This is a genomic window from Streptococcus alactolyticus, assembly GCF_012277075.1.
Classification (GTDB): Bacteria; Bacillota; Bacilli; order Lactobacillales; family Streptococcaceae; genus Streptococcus; species Streptococcus alactolyticus.
On sequence record NZ_JAAXMT010000003.1, the window covers coordinates 127,192 to 147,496 of the forward strand.

Below are 20,305 nucleotides of genomic sequence, written 5' to 3' on the forward strand. Positions count from 1 at the left end.
AGAATATGATGAAAGCGAAATTTTCAAATAGAAAGGAAGTCCAACAATGAATACTGATGATACGATTACAATTTACGACGTTGCCCGAGAAGCTGGCGTTTCTATGGCAACTGTCAGCCGTGTTGTAAACGGAAACAAAAATGTCAAAGAAAACACACGTAAAAAAGTTCTTGAAGTCATTGAACGTTTGGATTATCGTCCAAATGCCGTTGCTCGTGGTTTGGCAAGTAAAAAAACGACAACTGTCGGTGTGGTTATCCCAAATATTGCCAATAGTTATTTCTCAATTCTAGCAAAAGGGATAGATGATATCGCTGCTATGTATAAGTATAATATTGTCCTAGCATCTAGTGATGAAGACGATGACAAAGAAATCAACGTTATCAACACCTTGTTTGCCAAACAAGTGGACGGTATTATCTTTATGGGACACCATTTGACTGAAAAAATTCGTGCAGAGTTCTCTCGCTCACGTACACCAGTTGTTCTTGCCGGTACTGTTGATTTAGACCACCAATTGCCAAGTGTTAATATTGATTACAAGGCTGCTGTGGCTGATGTTGTGGATCGCTTAGCTGAGAATAACCAAGAAATCGCTTTTGTTTCAGGTCCGCTCATTGACGAAATCAATGGTAAAGTTCGCTTAGCTGGCTATAAGCAAGGTCTTGAAAAGAACAACTTATCGTTCAAAGAAGGTCTTGTCTTTGAAGTCAATTACAACTATAAAGATGGGTTTGAGTTAGCCGAGCGTGTGCTCAATTCAGGTGCTACCGCAGCTTATGTGGCAGAAGATGAATTAGCAGCAGGCTTGCTTAATGGCTTGTTTGAAGCGGGTGTCAATGTTCCAGAAGATTTTGAAATCATCACAAGCAATGATTCACCAATCACTTCCTACACACGTCCAAACCTAACAAGTATCAGTCAGCCAGTTTATGATTTAGGGGCTGTTAGTATGCGTATGCTCACTAAAATCATGAACAAAGAAGAGTTAGAAGAAAAAGAAATCATTCTAAACCATGGCGTGACTGTACGTGGAACCACACGTTAAATTTAATCTTAGAGATCTTTCCTTAAAAAAACTCGCGATGCAGTCGCCGAGTATCCGCAAAAAAGTGTCTAATCAGGCACTTTTTTGTCTTTAAATGAAAAAAAACAGAAAATAAGCTATAATAAATAGTATGAAAGTTTTACTATATTTGGAAGCGGAAAATTATTTGAGTAAATCAGGTATTGGGCGTGCGATAAAACACCAAGAACGCGCTTTAAACATGGTAGGACAAGCTTATACCATCAATCCTGAAGATGATTACGATTTGATTCATATTAATACTTACGGTCTAAGGAGTGGTTACCTACTCCATCAGGCTAAAAGGGCTGGGAAAAAGGTGATTGTGCATGGGCATTCGACGGAGGAAGATTTTAGAAACTCTTTCATTGGTTCTAATTTGGTTTCCCCTTTGGTGAAACGCTATTTGCGTCATTTTTACCAAACAGCCGATGCGGTCATCACTCCAACCGAGTATTCTAAATCTTTGATTGCAGGTTATGGGGTTCAAACACCTATTTATGTAGTGTCAAATGGCATTGATTTGTCACGTTATGTGCCAAATCCACAAAAAGAGCAGGCTTTTAGGGATTATTTTAAGCTAAAATCTGATGACAAAGTGGTTATTTGTGCGGGATTGTATTTCATGCGCAAGGGTATTGATGATTTTATCAAGGTCGCTGAGCAGATGCCTGATGTCCGATTTATTTGGTTTGGAGATACAAACAAATGGGTGATTCCGCATAAAGTCAGACGTTTAGTCGAACACGACCACCCTGAAAATGTTACTTTTGCAGGCTACATTAAAGGTGATGTTTTTGAGGGAGCTATGAGTGGTGCGGATGCTTTCTTTTTCCCAAGTCGTGAAGAAACAGAAGGTATCGTGGTCTTAGAGGCTTTGGCTAGTCACCAACGAGTCGTTTTGCGTGATATTCCCGTTTATAAGGGTTGGTTGGATGATAAATCAGCTACCTTTGCCAGCGATGTTCCTGGTTTTGTCAAGGCGCTTAGACAGGTGCTTGCTGATAAAACCTCTACACGTGAGGCAGGTTATCATGTGGCTGAGAGTCGCAGCATTGACAAGGTGGCTCATGAATTAGTGCAGGTTTATGAAAAAGTAATGGAGTGATAACATGAGAGTAGGTCTTTTTACGGATACTTATTTTCCGCAGGTATCAGGAGTTGCAACGAGTATTCGTACCCTAAAAGAAGAGTTAGAAAAAGCAGGGCACGAGGTTTATATTTTTACAACAACCGATAAAGCGGTGAAACGTTACGAAGATCCCACAATTATTCGTTTGCCAAGTGTTCCTTTTGTGTCGTTTACCGACCGTCGCGTGGCTTACCGTGGCTTGATTTCAACCTACAAAATCGCCAAACAATACAAATTGGACATTATTCACACGCAGACCGAATTTAGCGTTGGGATGTTAGGAAAAATGATCGCAGCGGCCTTGCGTATTCCTGCCGTCCATACCTATCACACCCAATACGAAGATTATGTGGGTTATATTGCAAATGGGAAAATCATCAAACCAGGCATGGTCAAATACATCATGCGTGGCTATTTGAATGACTTGGATGGGGTTATTTGCCCATCACGTATTGTTTTAAATCTTTTGGATGACTATCATATCAAAATTCCTAAACGTGTCGTTCCAACAGGCATCCATGTGGCTGAATACGAACGAGATGACATCACCGCTGAAGACACCAATGCTTTACGTGACAAATTAGGGTTGGCTGATGATGACATTATGTTGCTTAGCTTGTCTAGGGTTTCTTACGAGAAAAACATTCAAGCTGTTCTAAAACATTTGCCAGAGGTCTTGTCTGAAAACAAGCACGTCAAATTGGTTATTGCTGGTGATGGGCCTTACTTGAAAGACTTGCAGCAGCAAGCAAAAGAGCTGGGTATTGAGGACGCGGTTATTTTTACAGGTATGGTGCCACATGATGAAACGGTCTTGTATTACAAAACCTGCGATTTTTTCATCTCAGCTTCAACCAGTGAAACCCAAGGTTTGACTTATACAGAAAGTTTGGCGAGCGGAACACCAGTGATTGCACATGGTAATCCTTACTTGGATGACGTGATTGACCACAAGATGTTTGGAACCCTGTTTTACCGTGAGGATGATTTGGCGGACGCTATTTTAGATGCGATTGCAGACACGCCACCGATGAACCCTAAAGCCTATCAAGAAAAGTTGTATGATATTTCAGCTGAGCATTTTGGCAAATCGGTCTATGAATTTTACTTGGATGTCTTGATTTCAGCACGTAACAAGAAAAAAGAAAAAATTTCCATGACCATTCGTCGCAAGGAAAAACGTTCTGTCCATATTGCCCGTTCTGCTAGAGATTTGCCAAGAAGAGTGGCGAAATCAACAGCTAAAACGTCTGTCAAGGTTCTCAAAGCCCCAGGACGCATGATTCAATCTATCCGTGATTTTTTAGATTAGATTCCTTGAAAAATAAAATAATCGTGCTATAATAACTAACGAAGACAAGTTGAACAAAAATCAACCTTTAGAGCGAGTGCCGGCTGGTGAGAAGGGCACAGGGTTGACTGCTTCAATACTACTTCCTTGTTTTTATGCAAACATAAAACGGTAGCTACGATATAGCTGATCTGAGGTTCATGGCATTTTTTGTCGTGGATAAATGAAGGTGGAACCACGTTACGACGTCCTTTTGGGATGTCGTTTTTCTTTTATCCTGAGATGCTTGATAACCTTCTAACACTTGTAACCAATATAAAAGGAGATAGATATGGTTAACATTACTTTTCCAGACGGCGCTGTGCGTGAATTTGAATCTGGCGTGACAACATTTGAAATCGCGCAAAGCATCAGCAATTCATTAGCCAAAAAAGCTTTGGCAGGTAAATTAAACGGTAAATTGATTGACACAACGCGTGCCATTACAGAAGACGGTAGTCTTGAAATCGTGACACCTGATCACGAAGATGCCTTGCCAATCTTGCGTCACTCTGCAGCTCACCTCTTTGCACAAGCTGCACGACGTCTTTTCCCTGATATTCATCTTGGTGTTGGTCCTGCTATCCAAGATGGTTTCTACTACGATACTGATAATGCTGCTGGTCAAATCACTGATGAAGACCTTCCTCGTATCGAAGAAGAAATGAAAAAAATTGTTAAAGAAAACTACCCATGTATTCGTCAAGAAGTGACTAAAGACGAAGCGCGTGAAATCTTCAAAAATGACCCTTACAAACTTGAATTGATTGAAGAACATTCAGAAGATGAAGGTGGTTTGACTATTTATTCACAAGGGGAATTCACAGACCTTTGTCGTGGCCCACACGTCCCAAGTACTGGTCGCATCCAAGTTTTCCACTTGTTGAACGTAGCGGGTGCTTACTGGCGTGGTAACAGTGACAATGCGATGATGCAACGTGTTTATGGTACAGCTTGGTTTGATAAAAAAGATTTGAAAGCTTACCTCAAACAACGTGAAGAAGCCAAAGAACGTGACCACCGTAAACTTGGTAAAGAACTTGACTTGTTCATGATTTCACAAGAAGTTGGTCAAGGGTTGCCATTCTGGTTGCCAGACGGAGCAACTATTCGTCGTACGTTGGAACGCTATATTGTGGATAAAGAAATCGCAGCTGGTTATCAACATGTTTACACACCACCAATTGCTTCTGTTGACCTTTACAAAACATCAGGTCACTGGGACCACTACCGTGAAGACATGTTCCCAACAATGGATATGGGTGATGGCGAATCATTTGTGCTTCGTCCAATGAACTGCCCACACCACATCGAAGTTTACAAACACCACGTGCATTCTTACCGTGAATTGCCAATTCGTATCGCTGAAATTGGTATGATGCACCGTTACGAAAAATCTGGTGCTCTTACTGGTTTGCAACGTGTGCGTGAAATGTCATTGAATGACGGCCATACCTTTGTGACACCTGAACAAATCCAAGACGAATTCAAACGTACCCTCCAATTGATTATTGATGTGTATGAAGATTTCAACTTGATTGATTACCGTTTCCGTTTGTCATACCGTGACCCTAAAGACACTCACAAATACTATGACAACGATGAAATGTGGGAAAATGCTCAAAGCATGTTGAAAGCTGCCATGGACGACATGGGCTTGGATTACTTTGAAGCAGAAGGTGAAGCTGCCTTTTATGGACCAAAACTTGATATCCAAGTGAAAACTGCCCTTGGTAATGAAGAAACCCTTTCAACTATCCAATTGGATTTCCTTCTTCCAGAACGTTTTGACCTTAAATACATCGGTGCTGATGGTGAAGAACACCGTCCAGTCATGATTCACCGTGGGGTTATCTCAACTATGGAACGCTTCACAGCCATCTTGATTGAAAATTACAAAGGGGCTTTCCCAACTTGGCTTGCTCCACACCAAGTGACTGTTATCCCAGTATCTAACGAAGCACATATTGATTACGCTTGGGAAGTAGCTAAAATCTTGCGTGATAAAGGGGTTCGTGCTGACGTGGACGAACGTAACGAAAAAATGCAACTTAAAATCCGTCAAAGCCAAACCAAGAAAATTCCTTACCAATTGATTGTTGGGGATAAAGAAATGGCTGACAAGACTGTCAATGTTCGTCGTTACGGTAGCAAACAAACCCACACAGAAAGTGTTGATGCCTTTGTGGAAAACATTTTGGCAGATATTGCTCGCAAATCTCGTCCAGCTAAATAAGGCATTTGCTCAATGAACCAGAAACACTCGAAAGCTTAGACTTTTGGGTGTTTTCTTTTCCTCAAAATCAGCTAACAAAAAAGACTCCACTTTACGTGGAGCCTATTTGAATAGTTTGAACAGAGTTTTCTACGATATACAGGATAATTACAATAAGTGATATTCGTGGAAGAGTTCTTCGATATAAGTGCCCTTAATCTTCTTGAGGGTTTCTTTAAGAATGACTCTTTCAGCCCAAGGAAGGTCAAGTTCATCCAATGATTTTTGGTCGTTCAAGTAATAGAAGGCGTTTAATAGCATGCGCACGTCAAAGGCAGAAGCGAATACTTCTGGCACACCACGGTCAACATGTAACAAGGTATAAACAGCTTCCATAGCGGTTCGAACAGAGTATTCTGTTGTAAAGACAGTATCTCTTGGGGTTTCGGCGTAATTTCCGATAAAGGCAAGGTTTTTACTGTGTTTTGGAACAACTAATGGACGATCCTTGCTACCACGTGGCATGAAGTAAGTGGTGATGTACGGCATGTGACAGGGAATGGTTGACGCAGCACTGGCAATGTCTTCAATTTGGTCTTCTGGCACACCAATATGGTAAAGCCATTCTTCACAAAGTTCCTTACCGCTACATTCATCAGGACGTTTGGCAATGTAATTACCTTCGCGGTCAGTGTAAAGAGCGTAGAGCCAAACAACAAGTTCATTTTCTTTTTGAACTTGGAAGTGTGGTTGACGGCTGATAGAATAACCTAACAACCAGTTAGAATCCTTGATACTGGTTGGTCCGCTTGTAACGATAGAACCACTGTAAGGGTCCTTATGGTTGATGTTTTCAATGTAAGGAGCCACGCGTTTATCTTTGAAAGTGATTGTCGCAGAAATGGTCCAGTTGCTATCAGGAATGTTTTCACAGAATTTTTCAGGGTGACCGAAGTCGCTATCTTGAGCGGCTAATTTCTTCCAAAGTTCCCAGCTGGCACCAAGTGGATGTTCGACAGGAGCAGGGTGGTCATTGTCACCAAAGGTAGAACTTTCAGTGATCGAACCATTTGTAACAAAGACAAGGTCGTCTTTGCTCAATGAAAGGCTTTCGCGTTCACCATCTTTAACCCATTCAATTTTAGTGGCGATCTTATCATTTCCAGAGCGGTTGACCAAGATGTTGGTAACGGTTGTATTGTATTGGAAATCAACGCCTTTTTCTTTCAAGAAGTGAACAAGAGGCAAAATCAATGATTCGTATTGATTGTATTTGGTAAATCGAAGAGATGAAAGGTTCTTCAATGTCCCAACGTGTTGGATGAAACGCATGAGGTAACGACGCATTTCCATCGCACTTGCCCAAGGTTCAAAGGCAAACATGGTACTCCAATAAAGCCAGAAGTTTGATTCAAAGAATTCATCGCTAAAGACTTGATTGATTTGGACATCGTCTAGTTGGCTTTCGGGTGTCAAAATCAAGTGAATGATTTCTTTAATAGCTTTTTCAGAAAGGGTTAATTGACCATCGTCAGGAATGGCTTTACCACGTTGATGAATGGCACGTGTCTTAGCATAACTAGGGTCTTCTTTGTTTAACCAGTAAAATTCATCCAAAATAGAATGTTCAGGATTGTCTAAAGATGGAATGGAACGGAATAAATCCCAAAGCACTTCAAAGTGAGGTTCCATTTCACGCCCACCACGGATGACATAGCCTAAACGTTCATTTTTAATCCCATCCATGCTACCACCTGGTAGCCCTAATTGTTCAAGGATGTGGATGCGTTCGCCTGGCATTTGTGCATCACGGATAAGGAAAACAGCTGTTGACAAGGCAGCTAGACCTCCACCGACAATGTAAGCCGATTTGTTATCGACATCTTCAGGTTTTTTAGGACGAGCAAAAGCTTCGTAATTACCATTTGAATAATACATACATGTCAACTCCTTATCTAAATTCATTCTCATTAAACCCCATTTTGAGAAAAGAGAACATAGACAAAGTGTGGAAAGTGTATAGATGTTAGACACTTTGGTAGATATGTCTAGTTATAATGGCTCAAGGACACGGCTGATGTGTTGCGCTAATGCTTCAGGATTTTCTTTTAAGCCAGAATCAATCCAGTCTAAAACAAAACCGACCAAAGCGTATTTGTAAAAATTCACACGGTAATCTAGCTCTGTTCCGCTCAAGTTTGGGTGTTTTTCTTGTACGATTGGCTTGATAAAGCGGTAAATGCGGTCATATAAAAAATGCTCCAGATAATTGCGGTTTACAGAATAATAGGTGTTGCAGACAAATTGCCGATTGTCTTGAATGTAATGAAAAATAGCCAAAAGCTCTTCTTGCCAGGTGCCTGAGTTGGCAGCTTGATTTAAAATCGTATCCCCATCCATGATGTAAATACGCTCCAAAAGGTCGTACAAATCATTGAAATGGTAGTAAAAAGTTTGGCGGTTGACATTGAGCTTTTTGACCAATTCGGTAACGGTCACCTTATCAAAGGATTTGTCCTGCATGATGTCTTTTAAGGCCTTGGCAAAGGCACGTTCTGTTAAATTATTCATAATGTCCTTTCTTGATTCGGTCTTCATTGTATCATGATTTGCCTAGAAAAACCTGAAAAAAGAGAAGTCTCTTGCGGTATAGTATAATAAGATGATTAGAAATACGAAAACGCTTTTAAAGAGATGATATGGGCATTTTAGGATAAAGAGAAAAAGATTGAGGAGGTTGGTCATGGTAAGGGTTTATGTGGCAGATGATGAGAAGAATATTCGGGACTTGATTGCTTCTTTTTTGTGTGAACAAAGTTTAGAGGTAGAGGTGTTTGAAACAGGGGACCAGTTGTTTTTGCGCTTTTTGGAGGAAGAAGCGGATGTAATTATTTTGGATGTGATGATGCCAGGCACCAGTGGCATAGACATTGCTGCTCGTATTCGAAAACAATCAGATGTTCCGATTATCTTGTTGACGGCGCGTGATGGGGACGAGGGCTTTTTGCAGGGCTTTCAGCAGGGGCAGATGATTATTTTACCAAACCGTTTTCCCCTTTGAAATTAAGCTTGCGGGTGAAGGCGATTTTGAGCCGTCATGCCACGAGTTCTAAAAAAAGCGACGCGGATGTGATTGCCTACGAAGGCTTGACCTTGTCAGAAAAAGAACGGCTTGTCCTTTACAAGAAAGTCCCATTGAAACTGACCAATACAGAATTTGAGTTGTTGAAAATGCTCCTCAAACATCAAGAGGAGGCCATTTCTCGCCAAGACCTGCTCCAGCAGATTTGGGGTCATGAGGAAGATGTGGAAACGCGTGTGACATATGACACCATCAAACGCTTGCGAAAAAAATTGAGGGAGGTTGACAGCCATGTCCTTATTGAAACGGTTTGGAGTTACGGCTTCAAACTCACCAAGAAATAAGAAGAGTCAGCTAAGGGCAGACGATTTTGGCAGCGACAGGTGCGTTTTCGCACAACTTTGTTTGTGCAACCTCTAGCCATTCTCATGCTGTCATTTATCATGATTTTGCTGGTTTTTAACACGCTTTTGCGTATTTTTATCGCTGAGCAAGCCATTACGGCAATGCAAATGCAGTACGCACTCTGGATGCCTATCATTCAGGGGAAAAATCACCTCAGAAAACCACGGGCAATATCTTTGAAACCACTTATGTAATCATAGATGACCAATTTAACATTCAGTACATTTCGGCTTCTTTGTACGATTTATCAGAAAAGACGATTTCCAAAAAAGTGGTCGATGATTTTATCAATCACCCCAAGGCAGATTGGTCCTATCGGGAGTCGTCCAATTATTTTCTAACGCAATTGCACCAATTTCGAAAAGTCAGGGTAGATGGCGCCAGCTACATGGTCAAGATGAAAAGTTATTCTGGGCAATTAGAGGGAAATTATATTGCCAAAAGTGACGCTCAATCGTCTAAATATTATGTGTTTGTATTTGCTAATGTTACTTCCATCGAAGAATTTGAATCCTACGTTAACATCTTGTTGTTGGTGGTCATGGTGATTGTGGGCTTGGTAGCTAGCCTTAGCATTTATGTGACCTCACGAAAATTGGACCGCAATTTTAGCAATCTCAAATCTTATATTTTACGCCTTGGTAATCGGGAAAAAATGGAGGACGACCCATATTTTGCCTACCATGAATTTAACGAGGTCCGCGAAACAGTGAACCACATGAGTGATTTGATTGACGCCTACCAACGCAACCAGCAGCTCTTCTTTCAAAATTCCTCTCATGAATTGCGGACGCCTCTCATGTCTATTTAAGGTTATGCTGAAGGGATTCGCGAGGGGATTATCCCCAATACGCAAGAAGCAGCTGGTATTATTGTTGATGAGAGTGATAAAATGGCTCATTTGGTTGAGGATATGCTGACCCTATCCAAGATGGAATCTATTCAAACCCAGTTGCATCTGGAGCCTGTAAACATCACAGATTTGCTTTATGACGTGACTTGGCGATTAAAAGCGGCCGCAGATGAGCGTGGCCTTGTCTTTGTGCACCACTTTAGTTCTGAAGAAGTCATGATAGAGGGTGATGAGAAGCTATTGGAACGCGCTGTTTCAAATATTGTGTCCAATGCTATCCGTTATGACAACAAGTACCTGACTATTTCAGTTGAGCAGCTGGAAACGGGTGTTCGTATCGAGCTGGCAAATGACGGTGAACCCATTGCTGCAGATGACCTTGAGCATCTTTTTGAACGCTTTTACAAGGGCAAATCAGGGCCATTTGGGCTCGGTTTAGCCATCACTAAAGAAATCATCGAACGTCATCAAGGCACGATAAGAGCCACTTCTAACGAGGAGAAAATCTGCTTTATCATTGATTTGCCAAATACCCAAAAGCATCTATGAGTTTTCATGGGTGCTTTTATCGTCGCAAATGCCAAAAAACTTGCTACAATTTTGCCGCAACTTTTCAAGACTTTGACCAAGATTTCTAAAAGAGCCTTAGGTTATAATAGAACCATACGGCAACGGTGTTCTTGTTAAAAGAATACCACGTAGAAATCGAATAGAACGCGAGGAGATATGATGACACAAGTTGGCAAACAACGACAATACATTCAAATCTTAACAGGTATCGGAGTGGTGATTTCGATTGCCTTGTTCATTTTCTTTCAGCAACACCAAAGTTACTTTCAGGTGGGCGGCGCTTTCCAACAATACCTCGGTCAAATGGGCTTACTAGCACCCATTATTTTTATCCTAGCACAAATGGTTCAGGTGGTTTACCCTATTATTCCTGGGGGCATGACTAGCGTCATTGGTTACATTGCGTTTGGTCCAGTTTGGGGCTTTGTCTATAACCTCACAGGTATCTTTTTAGGGTCCCTCATGGCTTTTGCCTTGGCAAGACGTTACGGGGAAAATTTTGCCAGAGCCTTTGTTTCAGAAGAAACGTATAACAAATACATTGGTTACTTGGATAAAAACGATGGTAAATTTTATGAGAAATTTCTAGGTATTGCCTTTGCTCTCCCTGGTTTTCCAGATGATTTTTTGTGCATGGTTTCAGGTTTATCCCAAATGACCTTTAAGCGATTTACCTTGATTTTCTTGCTGACAAAGCCAGTTACCTTGTACCTATATACCACCGTTGCTTACCAAGGCTTTGGCTACTTGCTTGCCTTGTTGCGTTAATAAAAAAGCTTATTCAAATGAATAAGCTTTTTTGATAGGTTTTTATTCGGCAGCTTTTTCCCATTTTTTGGCTAGTCGTCTTGAGAAAGTTGAAATCGAAAAGTTGATAACAAAGTAAATCGCTGTGATAAACGCATACAAGGTAAAGACTTGACTAGGTTCAAAATAGCGTCCCATCAAGATTTGGCTTTTCCCAAATAATTCTTGAATGGCGATAACCGAATACAACAATGACGTGTCTTTGATGACCGTTACAAACTGTGAGATGATAGCTGGTAGCATTTTGCGGAAGGCTTGAGGGAAAATGATGTAAACAAAGATTTGGAAAGAAGTCATTCCTTGTGACAAGCCAGCCTCGGTTTGCCCTTTATCGACCCCATTTAGCCCACCACGGATGATTTCAGCTAAAGCCGCAGAGGTAAAGACGGTAAATGCCGTAATCCCAGCTGGAGTGGATTTCATTTGGAAAACCAAGAAAATGATGAAAATCCAAAGCAAGTTAGGAACGTTACGGACAAATTCGATGTAAATGCTTGAAATGATGCGAAGAACAGGATTTTTTCCATTACGCATCACGGCTAAAACTGTTCCAATAAGCGTTGATAAAACAATGGAAATAAATGAAATATAAAGCGTTAGCTGTAATCCTTGGAGGATAAAGCTAATATTCGTCGGTGTTAATACTGACATTTAGATTCCTCCTAAAGTGAATATGAGCGTTTGTTCTTTTCTTCTCGACGGCGTGCCCAAGTTGCAAGTGGGAAACACATGATGAAGTAAAGAACCGCCGCTCCAGCAAAGGCAGGAACGTAGTTAGTTGTTTCATAGGCCCAAGCTTTGGCTGTGAACATGATGTCTGCCCCAGAAATGATGGCAACCGTTGACGTATTTTTGATAAGGTTTACCACTTGGTTAGTCAACGGTGGTAAAATCGTTCGCACCGCTTGTGGCAAAATGATGAGGCTCATGGTTTGATTGTAGCTAAAACCTTGTGATAGGGCAGCTTCTGTTTGCCCTTTTGGCACGGCTTCAATCCCAGAACGGATAACCTCAGCGATATAAGCCCCGTGGTAAATGCCCACACACAAAACCGCTGTGAAAAAGGTTGAAATCATGATAGCCCCATTTGAGATAATGGCAAGTCCATAATACACAAACACGAATTGGACCAGCAGTGGGGTATTTTGGAAAATCTCAACATAAACCCGTGCAATCCCTTTTAAGACCTTGCTTTTAGACGAAGACATGGCACCAAAAACGACGCCCAGCAAAAAGGCTAAAATCAAGGCATAGGCTGACATACTCAAAGTATATAGAAACCCTTTTGCAAATTCACCGAAATTGGCAAAGAAATCTGCCCAACGTGAGAGCGCAAAAGGACTAGACGTTAATAAAAACATACGTTTCTCCTTTCTTAATTCTTGCTCGGTGTTGCAGGTGTTAGATGATATTTGTCATATAATTTTTGCAACTCTCCGTCAGCTTTCCATTCTGAAAGCAAGGTGTTGATATCGTTAATCAAGCCTTGGTTGGCTTTGGTCGCCGCGATACCATATTCTTGGACGTTAAATCCTTGGCTAAGGATTTTGGTTTTCTTGCTGACGTAACCACTCAAGATAGACTTATCCACAGAAAAAGCGTTGATGCGGTTAGCATAAAGCGAAATAGCCAACTCAGGATAAGAACCCAATTGCACAAATTTAAATTTGAGATGGTGGGCTTTGCCGAATTCTTCAATAGCTGCTTTGGTTGTTGAACCTTGTGCCACCCCAATAGTCAAGCCATTTAAATCGTCAATGGTTTTATAGCCTTTTGAACGGTCAACAAGGAAGCCAATCTCATCGTAGTAGTAAGGCTCTGAAATGGCATAAGATGCTTGACGTTCTTTGGTAATAGTATAAGTCGCAATCAAAATATCAATTTGCCCATTGTCCAAAAGGGCTTCACGCGTTTGAGCTGTTACGGGTGTGAATTCTACTTTCACGCCTAATTGTTTAGCGATTTTTTTCCCTAAATCAATTTCGAGCCCTTCGTATTGGCCAGCCTCGGCAGAATAATAACCAAAGTTTGGCACGTCTTGTTTGACCCCAACTTTTAACACGCCTGCTTTTTGGATTTTTTGAATGGCTTCTAAACTGCTATCGTCTGCTCTGACCTTACTTGAAAACAGGGTCAAGCTGATCAGTGCCACAACAGCGACAACTAGCATTCTGGTTAATTTCTTCATATCAGTGAACTCCTTTATTCTTGGGCAACATTGTCGCTGGTATGATTGATGACTTTACTTAAGAATTGTTTGGCGCGAGGCTCAGTTGGGTTGTCAAAGAAGCCTTTGACGTCTGTGGTATCCACTAGAATTTTACCTTCTGCCATGAAGATGATGCGGTCCGCCACTTCGCGCGCAAAGCCCATTTCGTGGGTTACGACAATCATGTTCATGCCTTCTTTGGCAAGGTTTTGCATAACGGCAAGCACGTCCCCAATCGTTTCAGGGTCAAGGGCTGAAGTCGGTTCGTCAAATAAGAGCAATTCAGGCTGCATGGCTAATCCACGAGCGATAGCCACACGTTGTTTTTGCCCACCAGAAAGCATCCCTGGGTAAGAATCTTTGCGGTCCCACATATTCACATAAGTCAAATATTTTTGAGCGATTTCTTCAGCTTCTTGTTTTGATTTTCCAAGAACTTTCATAGGAGCCAAAGTAACATTTTCTAACACGGTTTTGTGAGGGTAGAGGTTGAAGTGTTGAAAGACCATGCCGACTTCTTTGCGGAGTTGCACAAGGTCTTTGGCAGACGCATTTACCAATTTATGCCCGTTGACTTTTAAGCTACCTGTTTCGATAGATTCCAAGGCGTTCATGGTACGAATGAGGGTTGACTTCCCAGAACCAGACGGTCCTAAAAGCACCACGACTTGTCCTTTCTCGATTTCTAGGTTAATATTTCTAAGCGCATGGTAATCACCATAGTATTTTTCAACGTTTTTAAATTCAATAAGTGCCACGAGTATCTCCTTTTTAAGATAGAAATAGTTAGATGTAAGCATATCTAACATAAGGGGTAAGTTAATGATATCATAGAGGGTCTTAATTGTCAATTATTTTCAGAAAATTTAAACAATGTGTAACAATAGATATGGTGTTATCGTCAAAAAAGAGGCAAGTAAGCAAACAAGGTGATCAATATTTCCAATTGAATTCGAAATTTGTTATAATCAAGGGTAGCAGTTAGGACAATCGCTTACCGATTGTGGTGTGAGAATTTTTGAATTGTTGAAGAATGAAGAGGTGGCATATGAAAAAAATTCTTATTATTGATGATGAAAAACCGATTTCGGATATTATTAAATTTAATTTGAACAAGGAAGGTTATGAAACCATCACGGCTTTTGATGGTCGTGAAGCCTTGAAGAAATTTGAGGAAGAATCGCCTGATTTGATTATTTTGGACTTGATGTTGCCAGAATTAGACGGGCTTGAAGTGGCTAAGGAAGTTCGTAAAACGAGCCACATTCCGATTATCATGCTATCGGCTAAAGATAGTGAGTTTGATAAGGTTATTGGTTTGGAAATTGGGGCCGATGATTATGTGACTAAACCATTTTCAAATCGTGAGTTGTTGGCGCGTGTGAAGGCTCACTTGCGACGCACGGAAAACATTGAAAGTGCCGTGGCTGAGGAAAATGCCTCAACAACTGGTTCTGAAATTGTGATTGGGGATTTGGAGATTTTGCCAGATGCTTTTGTTGCTCAAAAACGTGGGGAAGATATCGAATTGACCCACCGTGAATTTGAATTATTGCATCATTTGGCAACCCACATGGGACAAGTGATGACGCGTGAATATTTGTTGGAAACGGTTTGGGGCTATGATTACTTCGGCGATGTTCGTACTGTTGACGTGACGATTCGTCGCTTGCGTGAAAAAATCGAAGACACGCCTAGCCGACCTGAATACATTTTGACCCGACGTGGTGTTGGTTATTACATGAAATCTTATGAATAAGGTAATGTTAGATTATTTTGAGCAAACGCTCCTCTTCCTTTTAGCTTTTGTAGCGGTTTATTTTGTGTATTTGGCGATTCGTGATTACCGCACGTCTCTTAATATCAGGCGTTTAAGCGGTAAGGTGCGAGAGCTGATTACAGGACAATATTCCGAAGACATTGTTATCAAAAAAGATAGAGATTTAGCAGAATTAGCAGCGCAATTAAATGATTTGTCAACCGTCTTTCGCTTAGCCCAAGAAAATTTAGCCCAAGAAAAAAATCGTTTAGCCAGCATCTTGTCTTACATGACCGATGGGGTGCTTGCTACGGACCGTGCGGGCAATATCACCATGATTAACCAAACGGCGCAGCAGCAGCTGAATTTGGAGCGCGTGGAGGCTTTGAAACTTAATATCATTGATATTTTAGGGTCGGACAGTCATTACACTTATCATGATTTGGTGTCAAAGACGCCTGAGATTGTTTTAAACCGTCGGGACGAAACGGGTGAATTTATCACCTTGCGTATTAGGTTTGCCTTAAATCGCTATGATAGTGGCTTTATTTCAGGGCTTATTGCCGTTTTGCACGACACAACTGAGCAGGAAAAAGAAGACAGGGAGCGTCGCCTCTTTGTTTCCAATGTCAGTCACGAGTTGCGGACGCCCTTGACCTCTGTCAAATCGTATCTGGAAGCTTTGGACGAGGGAGCGCTGAAAGAAGATATTGCCCCTAGCTTTATCAAAGTGTCTTTGGATGAAACTAATCGCATGATTCGCATGATTTCGGACTTGCTCAACCTATCGCGGATTGATAATCAGACGGTTCGTCTGGAAGTAGAAGTGACCAATTTTACAGCTTTTATGACCTCGATTTTGAACCGTTTTGACCAAATCAAAAACCAAGATACCATTAGTGGCAAGTATTACGAGATTGTGCGTGATTACCCTATCAAGCCCATTTGGCTGGAAATTGACCCAGATAAAATGACGCAAGTCTTGGATAACATTTTAAACAATGCTATCAAGTATTCGCCAGATGGTGGCAAAATTACGGTGAAAATGCGGACGACAGAAACCCAGTTAATCATTTCCATTTCTGATGAGGGGCTTGGGATTCCGAAAAAAGATTTGCCGCTTATCTTTGACCGTTTCTACCGTGTGGATAAGGCAAGAAGCCGTGCCCAAGGTGGTTCAGGGCTTGGTTTAGCTATTGCCAAGGAAATTGTCAAACAACACAAGGGCTTTATTTGGGCACAAAGTACATATGGAAAGGGCTCAACCTTTACGATTGTACTTCCATATGAAAAAGATTCTGAAGTTTATGATGAATGGGAGGACGATGAAGAATAGATGTCAGACAGTAGTTTTAAATATAGTATTTTAGCTTCTGGTTCAACAGGAAATTCCTTTTATGTCGAAACGCCTAAAAAGCGTTTTTTAATCGATGCGGGGTTGACAGGTAAGAAAATCACGAGTTTGCTGGCTGAAATTGACCGTAAGCCAGAGGATTTGGATGCTATCTTTATCACTCACGAGCACTCTGACCATATTAAGGGTGTTGGGGTTCTAGCGCGTCGCTATCACCTTGACATCTATGCCAATGAAAAAACGTGGGAAACCATTGATAGCCGCCAAATGATTGGGAAATTGGACAATGTGCAAAAGCACGTTTTTGAACGTGGCAAACTCATGACCTTTGGTGACATTGATATCGAAAGTTTTGGGGTTAGTCATGACGCTGTGGACCCTCAATTTTACCGTTTGATGAAGGATGATAAGTCTTTTGTCTTGTTGACAGATACGGGTTATGTGAGTGACCGCATGGCTGGTATGATTGAAAATGCCGATGGTTATCTCATTGAAGCCAATCACGATGTGGATATTTTGCGTTCAGGAGCCTATCCTTGGAGTTTGAAACAACGCATTTTGTCTGACAAGGGACACTTGTCCAATGAGGACGGTGCCCAAACCATGATTCGCACCATTGGTAACCGCACGAAAAAGATTTACCTAGGGCATTTGAGCAAGGAAAATAATATTAAAGAATTGGCGCACATGACCATGGAAAATAATCTCATGCAGGCTGATTTTGGGGTAGGAAATGACATGACGGTCCATGATACTTCACCAGATGAAGCGACGCCATTAACAATTCTTTAAACAAAGCAAAGCTAGGTCAACCGCCTTTTGGTTGCTAGCTTTTTTAGATTGTGGAGATATTTCAAGCGAAATTGCGATTGGCTCAACATTTTTCACGACTTTTTGGTATAATAAAAAGGTCTATAACACTGTTTGTTAAGATGTGTGACAGGCAGCTTTTGTTGATGTCGGCGTTGCTAGGTCTATGTTGAAGGGAGATTTGTTGTGCAAGCTTTAAATGAAAAACTGAAGCAAGAATTTGGAATCGATTTCAAGGATAAGACGTTGTTGGAAACAGCCTTTACCCACACTTCTTATGCCAATGAACATCGTCTCCTAAACATTTCACATAATGAGCGCTTGGAATTTTTAGGAGACGCCGTTCTTCAATTATTGATTTCACAATACTTATTTAAAAAATACCCTAAAAAACCCGAAGGGGATTTGTCAAAAATGCGTTCCATGATTGTTCGTGAGGAATCATTGGCTGGTTTTTCACGTTATTGTGGTTTTGATGCCTACATCAAATTAGGCAATGGCGAAGAAAAATCAGGCGGTCGCCACCGTGACACGATTTTAGGGGATTTGTTTGAAGCCTTTCTTGGTGCTTTATTGATGGACCAAGGTGTTGAGGCGGTCAATGCCTTTTTGAACAAGGTCATGATTCCCCAAGTCGAAAAGGGTAATTTTGAACGTGTCAAAGACTACAAAACCACTCTTCAAGAATTGCTGCAAGGGCAAGGTGATGTGAGCATTGATTACCGTGTGTCTAATGAATCAGGTCCTGCCCATGCCAAGGTCTTTGAAGTGACGGTATTTGTTAATGATGAAGCCAAAAGCAAAGGTATTGGTAAGTCGAAAAAATTAGCGGAACAAGATGCCGCCAAAAATGCTTTAGACGCGTTGCAATAACTGTTTTGAAAGGAATTACGAAGGGCAATGCTCACCTATTGCAAGTGTTGAGCTGACTGTTTGAAGAGTCGTTCATGCTTTCTTAGGTGTGTTTGCCTTTTTTGTTTGATTATGCACTTAAAAGAAATCGAGATGCAAGGGTTCAAATCTTTTGCAGATAAAACGCTGGTCAACTTTGACAAAGGGGTGACGGCGATTGTCGGACCTAATGGGTCTGGAAAATCCAATATCACCGAAAGTCTGCGTTGGGCGCTAGGAGAATCCTCTGCCAAAAGCTTGCGCGGTGGCAAGATGCCAGATGTCATTTTTGCAGGTACAGAAACACGTAAAGCCCTCAATTACGCTCAGGTAACCGTGGTGCTGGATAATTCAGATGGTTTTATCCCACAAGCTAAGGAAACCATTCGCATTGAGCGTCGGATTTACCGTAGTGGCGATAGTGAGTATTTGATTGACGGGCGCAAGGTTCGTTTGCGTGATATTCACGATTTGTTCATGGATACGGGCTTGGGTCGGGATTCTTTTTCAATCATTTCCCAAGGGCGTGTGGAGGAGATTTTCAATAGTAAACCCGAAGAACGTCGGGCTATTTTTGAAGAGGCTGCGGGTGTGTTGAAATACAAGACACGTAAGAAAGAAACGCAGACCAAACTCAATCAAACGCAAGACAATCTAGACCGCTTGGAAGATATTATTTATGAATTGGACACGCAAATCGTGCCTTTAGAAAGACAAGCTCAGGTTGCCCAGCAGTTTCTGGTTTTTGAAGAGGAACGAAAGCAACTGCAGTTGAGTATTTTGGTTGAGGATATTCAAACAGATCAAGCTCAGTTGGAGCAGTTGAAGAGTTCTCTGGCGACTGTGCAGACAGATTTGTCGGCTTTTTATGCTCAGCAAGAGCATTTGGAAAAGAAAAATCATGCCTTAAAAGACAAACGTCGCCAGTTGTCTGAAGCCATTTCCAAGGGGCAAGATGACTTGATGCTTGTCACGAAAACTTTAGCTGATGTCGCTCATCAGATGGATTTGATTACCCTCGAATCCAGCCAAAAAGAAGAGAAAAAACAAGCCACAAGTAGCCAATTACAGGAATTGAAAGCTACGCAAAGCCAATTGCAAGAAGAAGTGACACAAAAGAAAGAACACTTAAAGCAATTAAATGAGCAATTGAGCACTACGCGTTCGCAAATCAAGCACTTGGAAGCAGAGTTGCAGCAATTTTCATCGGACCCAGACCAAGTGATTGAGCATTTGCGTGAAGAATTTGTCGGCTTGATGCAAAAAGAGGCAGAGTTATCCAACCGATTGACCGCGACCTTGGCGGACATGGATAATCAAAAACAATTATCGGCATCCAAGTCCGAAGAACTCTCAAAAACGCAGGCTAATTTAGCAAGCTTGCAAGAAGAAGCTAAGGCTGCTTTGGCGCATTTTGAAGCCTCTCGTCAAGACGTTAAGGACTTGCTAGATACTTATCAAAAGGTACAGCAAGAAACCAATCAGCTTGAAAAAGACTACCACAGCCAACAAGACAAACTCTTTGACCAATTGGATGTGATCAAGTCCAAAGAAGCCAGACAGGCCAGCTTAGCCTCTATTTTGAAAAATCACAGCCAGTTTTACACTGGTGTTAAGGCTGTTTTGCAAGCTTCAGCTCAGCTAGGTGGCATTATTGGTGCGGTGAGTGAGCACTTGACCTTTGACAAACATTACCAGACGGCACTTGAAATTGCCCTTGGAGGAGCAAGCCAGCACGTCATTGTAGAAGATGAGGCATCTGCGAAACGTTCCATTGATTTTCTGAAGAAAAAACGTCAAGGGCGGGCAACTTTCTTACCAC

The 20,305-nt window shown here is 41.5% G+C and carries 19 protein-coding genes and 2 pseudogenes; 15 read left to right on the forward strand and 6 right to left on the reverse strand.

The annotated features are described in order from the left end of the window. Window positions 1-46: 46 nt before the first annotated feature. The 5 genes and pseudogenes from ccpA (at window position 47) to thrS (ending at window position 5,764) form a co-directional block, all read left to right on the forward strand. On the forward strand, window positions 47-1,048 hold the full coding sequence (gene ccpA / locus HFK82_RS01080; RefSeq protein WP_168260485.1) for a catabolite control protein A: 1,002 nt from the start codon (window positions 47-49) through the stop codon (window positions 1,046-1,048). A 130-nt stretch (window positions 1,049-1,178) separates the two neighbouring features. Continuing rightward, window positions 1,179-2,174 carry an LTA glycolipid anchor biosynthesis glycosyltransferase, IagA/BgsA family gene (locus tag HFK82_RS01085; RefSeq protein WP_168260486.1) on the forward strand — a complete coding sequence of 332 codons (996 nt, stop codon included), beginning with the start codon at window positions 1,179-1,181 and terminating at the stop codon, window positions 2,172-2,174. Between the two features lie 4 nt (window positions 2,175-2,178). Beyond that, entirely contained in the window at window positions 2,179-3,510 is a 1,332-nt protein-coding gene (locus HFK82_RS01090; protein ID WP_168260487.1) for a glycosyltransferase family 4 protein, read from the forward strand. A gap of 126 nt (window positions 3,511-3,636) precedes the next feature. Then, window positions 3,637-3,828 (forward strand): annotated as a pseudogene (locus tag HFK82_RS09180) (hypothetical protein). Further along, window positions 3,821-5,764, forward strand: coding sequence for a threonine--tRNA ligase (gene thrS / locus HFK82_RS01095; RefSeq protein WP_168260488.1), 1,944 nt, complete (start codon window positions 3,821-3,823; stop codon window positions 5,762-5,764). Before HFK82_RS09180 ends, thrS begins: the two are co-directional and overlap by 8 nt. Before the next feature lie 147 nt (window positions 5,765-5,911). Here the strand turns inward: thrS and HFK82_RS01100 are convergent, their stop codons facing one another. After that, window positions 5,912-7,681, reverse strand: a complete 1,770-nt coding sequence (locus HFK82_RS01100) for an oleate hydratase (RefSeq protein WP_168260489.1) — start codon at window positions 7,679-7,681, stop codon at window positions 5,912-5,914. Window positions 7,682-7,795: 114 nt separating this feature from the next. Next, window positions 7,796-8,314 carry a TetR/AcrR family transcriptional regulator gene (locus tag HFK82_RS01105; protein ID WP_168260490.1) on the reverse strand — a complete coding sequence of 173 codons (519 nt, stop codon included), beginning with the start codon at window positions 8,312-8,314 and terminating at the stop codon, window positions 7,796-7,798. Between the two features lie 172 nt (window positions 8,315-8,486). On the opposite strand from HFK82_RS01105, the pseudogene HFK82_RS01110 reads away from it, so the two are divergent. From HFK82_RS01110 to HFK82_RS01120, 5 genes and pseudogenes are all read left to right on the forward strand, one after another. After that, a pseudogene (locus HFK82_RS01110) lies at window positions 8,487-9,169 on the forward strand (response regulator transcription factor). A 39-nt stretch (window positions 9,170-9,208) separates the two neighbouring features. After that, window positions 9,209-9,424, forward strand: a complete 216-nt coding sequence (locus tag HFK82_RS08785) for a hypothetical protein (RefSeq protein ID WP_240928795.1) — start codon at window positions 9,209-9,211, stop codon at window positions 9,422-9,424. Window positions 9,425-9,465: 41 nt separating this feature from the next. Further along, entirely contained in the window at window positions 9,466-10,041 is a 576-nt protein-coding gene (locus HFK82_RS08790; RefSeq protein WP_240928796.1) for a hypothetical protein, read from the forward strand. A gap of 81 nt (window positions 10,042-10,122) precedes the next feature. Further along, window positions 10,123-10,632, forward strand: coding sequence for a sensor histidine kinase (locus HFK82_RS08795; protein WP_240928797.1), 510 nt, complete (start codon window positions 10,123-10,125; stop codon window positions 10,630-10,632). Window positions 10,633-10,812: 180 nt separating this feature from the next. Next, window positions 10,813-11,421 carry a TVP38/TMEM64 family protein gene (locus HFK82_RS01120; protein WP_168260503.1) on the forward strand — a complete coding sequence of 203 codons (609 nt, stop codon included), beginning with the start codon at window positions 10,813-10,815 and terminating at the stop codon, window positions 11,419-11,421. 42 nt (window positions 11,422-11,463) lie between these two features. On the opposite strand, the gene HFK82_RS01125 is transcribed toward HFK82_RS01120, so the two are convergent. From HFK82_RS01125 to HFK82_RS01140, 4 genes are read right to left on the reverse strand one after another with little or no spacing between them, the layout of a single operon-like run. Continuing rightward, entirely contained in the window at window positions 11,464-12,111 is a 648-nt protein-coding gene (locus tag HFK82_RS01125; protein WP_154455014.1) for an amino acid ABC transporter permease, read from the reverse strand. A gap of 11 nt (window positions 12,112-12,122) precedes the next feature. After that, window positions 12,123-12,821, reverse strand: a complete 699-nt coding sequence (locus HFK82_RS01130) for an amino acid ABC transporter permease (RefSeq protein WP_168260491.1) — start codon at window positions 12,819-12,821, stop codon at window positions 12,123-12,125. A gap of 14 nt (window positions 12,822-12,835) precedes the next feature. Next, a complete protein-coding gene (locus HFK82_RS01135) occupies window positions 12,836-13,648 on the reverse strand; it encodes a transporter substrate-binding domain-containing protein (protein ID WP_168260492.1) in 813 nt (270 codons plus the stop codon). Window positions 13,649-13,662: 14 nt separating this feature from the next. Beyond that, window positions 13,663-14,427 (reverse strand): ATP-binding cassette domain-containing protein, encoded by a 765-nt coding sequence (locus HFK82_RS01140; protein WP_168260493.1) that lies wholly within the window; start codon window positions 14,425-14,427, stop codon window positions 13,663-13,665. 290 nt (window positions 14,428-14,717) lie between these two features. Between HFK82_RS01140 and yycF the strand changes: the two genes are divergently transcribed. From yycF to HFK82_RS01165, 5 genes are all read left to right on the forward strand, one after another. Then, window positions 14,718-15,428: a response regulator YycF gene (gene yycF / locus HFK82_RS01145; protein ID WP_154455017.1), complete on the forward strand. Its 711-nt coding sequence runs from the start codon at window positions 14,718-14,720 to the stop codon at window positions 15,426-15,428. A gap of 4 nt (window positions 15,429-15,432) precedes the next feature. Then, window positions 15,433-16,764, forward strand: a complete 1,332-nt coding sequence (vicK, locus tag HFK82_RS01150) for a cell wall metabolism sensor histidine kinase VicK (RefSeq protein WP_239472432.1) — start codon at window positions 15,433-15,435, stop codon at window positions 16,762-16,764. Further along, complete coding sequence (locus tag HFK82_RS01155; protein WP_168260495.1) at window positions 16,765-17,574, forward strand: MBL fold metallo-hydrolase; 810 nt, start codon at window positions 16,765-16,767, stop codon at window positions 17,572-17,574. Between the two features lie 204 nt (window positions 17,575-17,778). Next, complete coding sequence (gene rnc / locus HFK82_RS01160; protein ID WP_167829298.1) at window positions 17,779-18,465, forward strand: ribonuclease III; 687 nt, start codon at window positions 17,779-17,781, stop codon at window positions 18,463-18,465. Between the two features lie 111 nt (window positions 18,466-18,576). Then, on the forward strand, window positions 18,577-20,305 hold a 1,729-nt coding region (locus HFK82_RS01165; RefSeq protein WP_168260496.1), incomplete at its 3' end, for a chromosome segregation SMC family protein.

Excerpts from the sequence above, each read along its gene's own strand:
- ccpA (WP_168260485.1), top strand. The coding sequence starts at position 47 with ATGAATACTGATGATACGATTACAATTTACGACGTTGCCCGAGAAGCT.
- HFK82_RS01085 (WP_168260486.1), top strand. The coding sequence starts at position 1,179 with ATGAAAGTTTTACTATATTTGGAAGCGGAAAATTATTTGAGTAAATCA.
- HFK82_RS01090 (WP_168260487.1), top strand. The coding sequence starts at position 2,179 with ATGAGAGTAGGTCTTTTTACGGATACTTATTTTCCGCAGGTATCAGGA.
- thrS (WP_168260488.1), top strand. The coding sequence starts at position 3,821 with ATGGTTAACATTACTTTTCCAGACGGCGCTGTGCGTGAATTTGAATCT.
- HFK82_RS01100 (WP_168260489.1), bottom strand. The coding sequence starts at position 7,681 with ATGTATTATTCAAATGGTAATTACGAAGCTTTTGCTCGTCCTAAAAAA.
- HFK82_RS01105 (WP_168260490.1), bottom strand. The coding sequence starts at position 8,314 with ATGAATAATTTAACAGAACGTGCCTTTGCCAAGGCCTTAAAAGACATC.
- HFK82_RS08795 (WP_240928797.1), top strand. The coding sequence starts at position 10,123 with ATGGCTCATTTGGTTGAGGATATGCTGACCCTATCCAAGATGGAATCT.
- HFK82_RS01120 (WP_168260503.1), top strand. The coding sequence starts at position 10,813 with ATGACACAAGTTGGCAAACAACGACAATACATTCAAATCTTAACAGGT.
- HFK82_RS01125 (WP_154455014.1), bottom strand. The coding sequence starts at position 12,111 with ATGTCAGTATTAACACCGACGAATATTAGCTTTATCCTCCAAGGATTA.
- HFK82_RS01130 (WP_168260491.1), bottom strand. The coding sequence starts at position 12,821 with ATGTTTTTATTAACGTCTAGTCCTTTTGCGCTCTCACGTTGGGCAGAT.
- HFK82_RS01135 (WP_168260492.1), bottom strand. The coding sequence starts at position 13,648 with ATGAAGAAATTAACCAGAATGCTAGTTGTCGCTGTTGTGGCACTGATC.
- yycF (WP_154455017.1), top strand. The coding sequence starts at position 14,718 with ATGAAAAAAATTCTTATTATTGATGATGAAAAACCGATTTCGGATATT.
- vicK (WP_239472432.1), top strand. The coding sequence starts at position 15,433 with ATGTTAGATTATTTTGAGCAAACGCTCCTCTTCCTTTTAGCTTTTGTA.
- HFK82_RS01155 (WP_168260495.1), top strand. The coding sequence starts at position 16,765 with ATGTCAGACAGTAGTTTTAAATATAGTATTTTAGCTTCTGGTTCAACA.